The sequence below is a fragment of the Pseudomonas sp. PS02290 genome (assembly GCF_029960075.1).
In the GTDB taxonomy this organism is placed as follows: domain Bacteria; phylum Pseudomonadota; class Gammaproteobacteria; order Pseudomonadales; family Pseudomonadaceae; genus Aquipseudomonas.
The window spans coordinates 1-8927 of sequence record NZ_JASCOY010000146.1 but is presented as its reverse complement, the minus strand read 5'-3'; the positions used below and the strand labels follow the sequence as shown (position 1 = coordinate 8927).

Sequence of the window (8927 nt, the reverse complement as noted above, 5' to 3'; positions counted from 1 at the left end):
AAGCTCGCTTCCACAGAAGCGAGGGTCGCCTCGGGATTTCAGCCGTTTCGTAGGACTTGTGGGAGTGACCGGGGTGGCGCTCCACCTTGCTCACGAAGAGGCCGGGACAGCCACCCACTTTCTCTGGTTATTGACAGTCAGCCTTCGCGAGCAAGCTCGCTCCCACAGGATCGTGGGTCGCCTCGGGATTTCGGCCGTTTCGCTGGACCTCCTTACATGAAAACGCCCCGAAACAGTCGGGGCGTTTTTTTTGCTCAGCGTTTCAGCTTTCAGCTTGCCGCTGTCTTCAACCTACTTCGGGAAGGCTGGCGGGTTGACCCCGGTCATTTCTTCCATGACGCGGACCACTTGGCAGCTGTAGCCGAATTCGTTGTCGTACCAGACGTACAGCACAACGCGGTTATCCATGGCGATGGTCGCCTCAGCGTCAACGACGCCGGCGTAACGCGAGCCGACGAAGTCGGTGGACACCACTTCCAGGGAGTTCACGAAGTCGATCTGTTTGTGCAGATCGGAATACAGCGCGGTGTGGCGCAGGTATTCGTTCATCTCTTCGCGAGTGGTCGCCGTCCCCAGGTTCAGGTTGAGGATGGCCATCGAGACATTTGGCGTTGGAACGCGGATCGCGTTACCGGTCAGCTTGCCGGCCAGCTCGGGCAGTGCCTTCGCCGCAGCGGTGGCGGCGCCGGTTTCGGTGATGACCATGTTCAGCGCGGCGCTGCGGCCACGGCGATCGCCCTTGTGGAAGTTGTCGATCAGGTTCTGGTCGTTGGTGTACGAGTGAACGGTTTCAACGTGACCGTTGACGATGCCGAACTTGTCGTTGACCGCCTTGAGCACCGGCACGATGGCGTTGGTGGTGCAGGATGCCGCGGAGATGATCTTGTCATCGGCGGTAATCTGCTGGTGGTTGATGCCGTGCACGATGTTCTTCAGCTTGCCCTTGCCCGGCGCCGTCAGGACCACGCGGTCGATGCCCGGGCACTGCAGGTGCTGGCCCAGGCCGTCGGCATCACGCCATACACCGGTGTTGTCGACCAGCAATGCGTCCTTGATACCGTACTGGGTGTAGTCCACCTCGGCCGGGTTCTTGGCGTAGATCACCTGAATCAGGTTGCCGTTGGCGCAAATGGTGTTGTTGGCTTCATCGATAGTGATGGTGCCGTCGAAAGGCCCGTGGACCGAATCACGGCGCAGCAGACTTGCGCGCTTGACCAGATCGTTTTCAGCACCCTTGCGGACCACGATGGCGCGCAGACGCAGGCCGTCTCCGCCACCGGTTTTTTCGATCAGGATGCGTGCCAGCAGACGACCGATGCGACCGAAGCCGTACAGGACGACATCAGTGCCCTTGCGCTCGCCGGAGTTCTGCTGGCCAATGACTTCGGCCATTTCTTCGCGGATGAATTCTTCAGGAGTGCGGCCATTGGCTTCGGCCTTGTACTTCACCGCCAGCTTGCCCAGGTCCACCGAAGCGGCGCCCAGTTTGAGCTCGCTCATGGCTTTGACGAGGGGGAACGTCTCGTGTACGGACAACTCGCTGGCGTCGGCCTGGCGGTGACGCGCAAAGCGGTGTGCTTTGAGAATCGCGATGACTGAACGGTTGATCAGGCTGCGGCCATAGATCGAACTCACCACATTATTATTGCGGTAGAGCTGACCGATAAGCGGGATCATCGCCTCGGCGAGGGCTTCACGATCGATCCATTCACCAAGACACTGGTCGGGCTTCTGAGTCACGGGAACCTTCCACATGTAGGGGCTGAAAAAAGGGACTACATTATGCACAGGCCTTTGTTTATGAGCAATCCAGACTTTTCACGAGCTGGAGCACTACATAATTCCCGGCGCACAAAACTGACAGCGTCTCTGCGGATTAGTTACACTCCCCGGCTTTGCCGCAACGCCTGGAGCTTTAACTTCCGTGCCCGTTCTGCGCCTTCCGATTCTGCCTGCTGCAGCAGGCAAACAACATTGGGGTAACCTCCCCGGTGCCGCCCTGAGTCTCGCCATCGCCGAGGCTGCCAGCGCCGCGAAACGCTTCACCCTGCTGCTTACCGCAGACAGCCAGAGCGCCGAGCGACTGGAGCAGGAACTGAAGTTTTTTGCCCCTGATCTGCCGGTCCTGCATTTCCCCGATTGGGAAACCCTGCCCTACGATCTGTTCTCGCCCCATCAGGACATCATCTCCCAGCGCATCGCCAGCCTGTACCGGCTGCCGGAGCTGGTGCACGGCGTACTGGTGGTGCCGATCACCACCGCCCTGCACCGTCTGGCGCCGACCAGTTTTCTGCTGGGCAGCAGCCTGGTCCTCGACGTCGGCCAGAAGCTCGACGTCGACGCCATGCGCACCCGCCTTGAAGCCAGCGGCTATCGCTATGTCGACACGGTGTACGAGCACGGCGAATTCACCGTGCGTGGCGCGCTGATCGACCTGTTTCCGATGGGCAGCAAACTGCCTTACCGCATCGACCTGTTCGATGACGAAATCGAAACCCTGCGCACCTTCGAGCCGGAAACCCAGCGCTCCATCGACAAGGTCGATTCGGTGCGTCTGTTGCCCGCGAAAGAATTCCCGCTGCAGAAGGAAGCCGTGACGCGCTTCAAGGCCCGCTTCCGCGAGCGCTTCGACGTCGATTTCCGGCGCAGCCCGATCTTTCAGGACTTGAACAGCGGCATCACGCCGGCCGGTATCGAGTACTACATCCCGTTGTTCTTTGAAGAAACCTCCACGCTGTTCGACTACCTGCCCCAGGACACCCAGGTGTTTTCCATGCCGGGCGTCGAAGCGGCGGCCGAGACGTTCTGGAAGGACGTGCGCAACCGTTACGAAGAACGCCGTGTCGATCCTGAACGTCCGTTGCTGCCGCCGGCCGAGCTGTTCCTGCCAGTGGACGACTGCTTCGCGCGCCTGAAGAACTGGCCGCGGGTGGTCGCCAGCCAGGACGACGTCGAAAGCGGCGTTGGCCGCGAGCGTTTTCCGGCGCAGGTGCTGCCTGATCTGGCCATCGAAGCCAAGGCCAGCCAACCGCTGGCAGCGCTGTCGAAATTCCTCGGCGAATTTCCCGGCCGCGTGCTGTTTACCGCCGAATCCGCCGGTCGCCGTGAAGTGCTGCTGGAGCTGCTCGAACGCCTGAAGCTGCGCCCGAAAACCCTGGACAGCTGGCAGGAGTTCGTCGACAGCAAGGAGCGTCTGGCAATCACCATCGCGCCGCTGGACGAAGGCCTGGTGCTGGAGGAGCCGGCGTTGGCGCTGGTGGCGGAAAGCCCGCTATTCGGTCAGCGGGTCATGCAGCGTCGCCGCCGCGACAAGCGCGCCGACAGCCACGCCAGCGATGCCGTGATCAAGAACTTGGCCGAGCTGCGTGAAGGCGCGCCGGTGGTGCACATCGACCACGGGGTCGGCCGTTATCTGGGGCTGGCAACGCTGGAAGTCGAAAATCAGGTCGCCGAGTTCCTCATGCTGGCCTACGCCGAGGAAGCCAAACTGTATGTGCCGGTGACCAACCTGCACCTGATCGCCCGTTACACCGGCAGCGATGACGAGCTCGCGCCGCTGCATCGCCTGGGTTCCGAGACCTGGCAGAAAGCCAAGCGCAAGGCCGCCGAACAGGTCCGCGACGTGGCCGCCGAGCTGCTCGACATCTATGCCCGCCGCGCGGCTCGCGAGGGGTATGCCTTCGCCGATCCGAAGCTGGACTACGACACCTTCAGCGCCGGCTTCCCGTTCGAAGAAACCCCGGACCAGCAGACCACCATCGAGGCCGTGCGCGCCGACATGCTCGCGCCCAAGCCCATGGACCGTCTGGTCTGCGGCGACGTCGGTTTCGGCAAGACCGAAGTGGCCATGCGTGCAGCGTTCATCGCCGTGCATGGCGGCCGGCAAGTGGCGATTCTGGTGCCGACCACCCTCCTCGCCCAGCAGCACTACAACAGTTTCCGCGACCGTTTCGCTGACTGGCCGGTGACGGTTGAAGTGATGAGTCGCTTCAAATCGGCGAAAGAGATCAACGCCGCCGTGGCCGACCTGGCCGAAGGCAAGATCGACATCGTCATCGGCACCCACAAGCTGCTGCAGGACGACGTCAAGATCAAAAATCTGGGGCTGGTGATCATCGACGAAGAGCACCGCTTCGGTGTGCGTCAGAAGGAACAGCTCAAGGCCCTGCGCAGCGAGGTCGACATTTTGACCCTCACCGCGACGCCAATCCCGCGTACCCTGAACATGGCTGTGGCCGGCATGCGCGACCTGTCGATCATCGCCACCCCGCCCGCGCGTCGCCTGTCGGTGCGCACCTTCGTCATGGAGCAGAACAAGCCGACGGTCAAAGAAGCGTTGCTGCGTGAGTTGCTGCGCGGCGGTCAGGTGTACTACCTGCACAACGACGTGAAGACCATCGAGAAATGCGCGGCGGACCTGGCCGAACTGGTGCCGGAAGCACGCATCGGCATCGGCCACGGGCAGATGCACGAACGCGATCTCGAACAGGTGATGAGCGACTTCTACCACAAGCGCTTCAACGTGCTGATCGCCTCGACCATCATCGAGACCGGCATCGACGTGCCGAGCGCCAACACCATCATCATCGAACGCGCCGACAAATTCGGTCTGGCCCAGCTGCACCAGTTGCGCGGCCGGGTCGGGCGCAGTCACCACCAGGCCTACGCCTACCTGCTGACGCCGCCACGCAAGCAGATCACCCCGGATGCGGAGAAGCGTCTGGAGGCAATCGCCAACACCCAGGACCTCGGCGCGGGCTTCGTGCTCGCCACCAACGACCTGGAAATCCGTGGCGCCGGCGAACTGCTGGGCGATGGACAGAGCGGGCAGATCCAGGCGGTGGGTTTCACCCTGTACATGGAAATGCTCGAACGCGCGGTCAAATCGATCCGCAAGGGCGAGCAGCCCAATCTCGACCAGCCGCTGGGTGGCGGTCCCGAGGTCAATCTGCGGGTGCCGGGGCTGATTCCGGAAGCCTATCTGCCAGACGTGCACACGCGCCTGATTCTGTACAAGCGAATCGCCAACGCCGCCGACGAAGAGGGCCTCAAGGACCTGCAGGTCGAGATGATCGACCGCTTCGGGCTGCTGCCGGAACCGACCAAGAATCTGGTGCGCCTGACCTCGCTCAAGCTGAAGGCCGAGCAACTGGGCATCAAGAAAGTCGATGCCGGTCCCCAGGGCGGACGCATCGAATTCGCGGCGGAGACCCCGGTCGACCCGCTGACGCTGATCAAGCTGATCCAGAGCCAGCCCAAGCGCTACAAGTTCGAAGGCGCCACGCTGTTCAAATTCATGGTGCCGATGGAGCGTCCCGAGGAACGCTTCGCCACACTGGAGGCGCTGTTCGAACGCTTGACCCCACCGCCTTCCAAAAAATCGGCTTAAGGATTCACCATGGGTTTGATCCGCTCCTTCACCCTGCTGCTGGTGCTGTTTGCCCCGGCGGCCTTCGCCGATGGCACCTATCAGGTGGAACTGATCCTGTTCCGTCAGAACGGCGAGCCGGCGGCGACCAATCAACCCGCGCCGGAAGACTGGGCCGCCGGGGCGCAACGGCTGGGCGCGGACAGCCAGACGCCCACGGCGCTGGATACGCTGGTGAACAAGCTCGAATCGAGCGATGACTATAGAGTGCTGCTGCACACAGCTTGGCAACAGGACCTCAGTGCCACGCCGAGCAAGGTGGCGATCAGCGACGGCCAGGAGCAGTTCGGCCATTTCCCCATCGAGGGCACGGTGAGCCTGGGTCTGGCACGCTTTACCGACATCGACGCGAACTTCTGGGTCAACCAGCTGGACAGCCACGGCGTGCTGGTGACCAGCGAGCGCATGCGTCAGGCCACTCGCGTCAGAAACGGAGAACTTACTTATATGGACAACGGAAGCCTCGCCATGCTGATCAAGGTTTCCCCCGTCCAGCCACCGCGTTGACGCAGGCCTAGACGTGGCGTCCCTACTGGAAAAAGCCCTCGCCCTGCCGTGGGAACCGCTGTTCAAAACCCAGGCGGTCGAGCGGGGTCTGGAGTACGCGCGGCAGAAGCGCGTGATGCTCGAACACTTGAGCGGCGATGTGGTGCGCACGGTGTGCCGGGGTTCAAGCCTGGAGAACTACACCCAGACGCTGTTGTTCAAGGACCCCGAGCGCACGCGCAATTTCATTGTCGGCAAATGCACCTGCCCGGTCAGAAACAACTGCAAGCACTGTGCGGCGGCGCTGTTCTTCTTGCAGGACCCGGCAAACAGCCCCGGCATTCTTGCAGCGGTGGACGGCGAGCCAACTGCGCGCAGACCGAAAGTCGTCGAGCAAAAACCCAAGTTGCCCGAGCGCCTGGAAAAGAACATCAAGCCCGAGCCGCGGCTGATTCTCGCCAGCTTCGAGTACAGCGCCTACGAGCCGCGCAACGGCAAGATGCAGCGGCACATTCAGCACCGCGCCGCCCTGGCGTTTCGCTACCGTGAATCCTATGTGTCTGGCGTGCCCGCCCCCGGCCGTGGCGGCGACATCCTGTGGCATCTGCCGGACGAAATTCTGCGCACGCGCCGCCATCCTGAGCGTGAAGGCGAGTACCGCAAGCAGCTTCAGGAACTGGGCTTTCGCATCGCGACCCGGCAGAGCAAGGCGCTGCCGGACAGTGCCGGCGAGATGTTCGAACTGCCCACCGACAAGGCCTGGCTGAGCTTCATTCTCGATGACCTGCCCCGGCTGCGCGCCGAAGGCTGGCAGATCGAGATGAGCGAAGACTTCGGCTTCGACGTGACGCCGGTGGACGATTGGTATGCGGTGGTCGACGACGAGCCGGAGCGCGACTGGTTCGATCTGGAGCTGGGGATCATCGTCAATGGCGAGCGGCTGAGCCTGCTGCCGATTCTGATCAATCTGCTGCGCACGCACCCGGAATTGATGACCGCCAGCGGCATCGCCAAGCGCCGCGACGACGAGCAGCTGCTGGTTCAGCTCAACCATTTCACCCAGCGCGGCGGCGTGCCGATTCAGGTGGCGCTGCCTTATGGCCGGCTGAAACCGGTGCTGGCGACCCTCGGCGATTTTTACTGGCGCGAGGACGGCAACAACGCCATTCGCCTGAACACCGCCGACGCCGCGCGGCTGCGGCAGCTCGATGACCTGCCGCTGGTGTGGCAGGGCGGCGACCGGCTGCGGCAGTTTTCCGAGCGACTGGTGAACATCAAGGACGTGCGCGGTGAGGTGCCGGAGGGCCTGAACGCCACGTTGCGGCCTTATCAGCTGGAGGGCCTCAGCTGGATGCAGGCGCTGCGCGAGCTGGAAGTCGGCGGTGTGCTCGCTGATGACATGGGCCTGGGCAAGACCCTGCAAACCCTGGCGCACCTGCTGCTGGAAAAACAGGCCGGGCGTCTCGACCGGCCGGCGCTGGTGGTGATGCCCACCAGTCTTATTCCCAACTGGATGGACGAGGCGAAGCACTTCACGCCGCAACTCAAGGTGCTGGCGCTGTTCGGCACCCAGCGCCACCAGGATTTCAAACGGCTGCAGGATTACGACCTGATCCTGACCACTTACGCGCTGCTGCCCCGAGACGTCGAAGTGCTCAGCCAGCAACTGCTGCATGTGCTGGTGCTCGATGAGGCGCAATACATCAAGAATCCCACCAGCAAAGCGGCTCAGGCGGCGCGTCAGTTGAATGCTCGGCAGCGTCTGTGCCTGAGCGGTACGCCGCTGGAAAACCACCTGGGCGAGTTGTGGTCGCTGTTCCATTTCCTGATGCCCGGCTGGCTGGGGGATGCCAAGCAGTTCAACAGCAATTACCGCACGCCGATCGAGAAGTTGGGCAACGAGCAGCGTCTGGAGCACCTCAACGCGCGGATCAAGCCGTTCCTGCTGCGCCGGACCAAGGAGCAGGTGGCCACCGAGCTGCCGCCGAAAACCGAGATCGTGCATTGGGTCGAGCTCAACGACACCCAGCGCGATGTGTACGAAACCATGCGCCTGGCGATGGACAAGAAGGTCCGCGACGAGATCACCCGTAAAGGCGTGGGGCGCAGTCAGATCATCATTCTTGAGGCGCTGCTCAAGCTGCGTCAGGTCTGCTGCGACCTGCGGCTGGTCAACAGTGCGCCGGTCAATCCGCGGCAGTCGAGTTCGGGCAAGCTGGACAGCCTGATGGAGATGCTGGAGGAGTTGTTTGCGGAGAATCGCAAGATTCTGTTGTTTTCGCAGTTTACGTCGATGCTGGAGTTGATCGAGGCGGAGTTGAAGCAGCGCGGGATCGCGTATTCGCTGCTGACCGGGAAGACCAGGGATCGGCGGGTGCCGGTGCAAGATTTCCAGAGCGGCAAGCATCCGATCTTCTTGATCAGTCTGAAGGCGGGTGGCACGGGGTTGAACCTGACGGCGGCCGATACCGTGATTCACTACGATCCGTGGTGGAACCCTGCGGCGGAGAATCAGGCGACGGATCGGGCCTATCGGATTGGTCAGGATAAGCCGGTGTTCGTGTACAAGATGATTGCGCGGGGGACGGTGGAGGAGAAAATTCAGCATTTGCAGCAGGAGAAGGCGGCGCTGGCGGCGGGTGTGCTGGATGGGCGCAAGGCCGGGGACTGGAAGTTGCAGGATGAGGATATTGCGGCGTTGTTTGCGCCGTTGCCGGTGGTGGCCAAGAAGATCAAGCGCTAAGGCGGGTGTTTTTAGGATCAAGATCTTTAAGATCAAGATCACAAGCGTCTGCCTGGGGGCAGACTGTTTCGCCTTCGGCGAGTTACTTGGAAAAGCACCCCAAGTAACCAAAGGTGCTTGCTCTCGGTTTGGCCCCTCGTTCCTCGGGGTTCCTTCACTCCGGTCTCGCTCCGTGGGCCCGCGCCGAACGGACATCCATGTCCTGACGGCGCTCTCGCCGCATCCATGCGGCTCGGCCCACTCCGCGAGACCTGCGTTCAGCCTGCACCC

3 protein-coding genes and 2 pseudogenes are annotated in these 8927 nt (G+C 62.3%); 4 read left to right on the top strand and 1 reads right to left on the bottom strand.

Annotated features, from left to right (window positions below; all coding sequences use genetic code 11):
• Positions 1-291: 291 nt before the first annotated feature.
• Entirely contained in the window at positions 292-1755 is a 1464-nt protein-coding gene (locus tag QMX88_RS27760; protein WP_122538023.1) for a glyceraldehyde-3-phosphate dehydrogenase, read from the bottom strand.
• A 169-nt stretch (positions 1756-1924) separates the two neighbouring features.
• Between QMX88_RS27760 and mfd the strand changes: the two genes are divergently transcribed.
• From mfd to QMX88_RS27745, 4 genes and pseudogenes are all read left to right on the top strand, one after another.
• Positions 1925-5389 carry a transcription-repair coupling factor gene (gene mfd / locus QMX88_RS27755; protein ID WP_282373456.1) on the top strand — a complete coding sequence of 1155 codons (3465 nt, stop codon included), beginning with the start codon at positions 1925-1927 and terminating at the stop codon, positions 5387-5389.
• Positions 5390-5398: 9 nt separating this feature from the next.
• A complete protein-coding gene (locus QMX88_RS27750) occupies positions 5399-5935 on the top strand; it encodes a CsiV family protein (protein ID WP_282373454.1) in 537 nt (178 codons plus the stop codon).
• A 13-nt stretch (positions 5936-5948) separates the two neighbouring features.
• Positions 5949-6462, top strand: a pseudogene (locus tag QMX88_RS29930) (SWIM zinc finger family protein); the annotation flags it as partial.
• A gap of 62 nt (positions 6463-6524) precedes the next feature.
• Positions 6525-8657 (top strand): annotated as a pseudogene (locus tag QMX88_RS27745) (DEAD/DEAH box helicase); the annotation flags it as partial.
• Positions 8658-8927: the final 270 nt, after the last annotated feature.

What these genes read in the sequence shown, in the direction of transcription:
- QMX88_RS27760 (WP_122538023.1), bottom strand. Translation starts at nt 1,755, where the DNA reads ATGTGGAAGGTTCCCGTGACTCAGAAGCCCGACCAGTGTCTTGGTGAA.
- QMX88_RS27750 (WP_282373454.1), top strand. Translation starts at nt 5,399, where the DNA reads ATGGGTTTGATCCGCTCCTTCACCCTGCTGCTGGTGCTGTTTGCCCCG.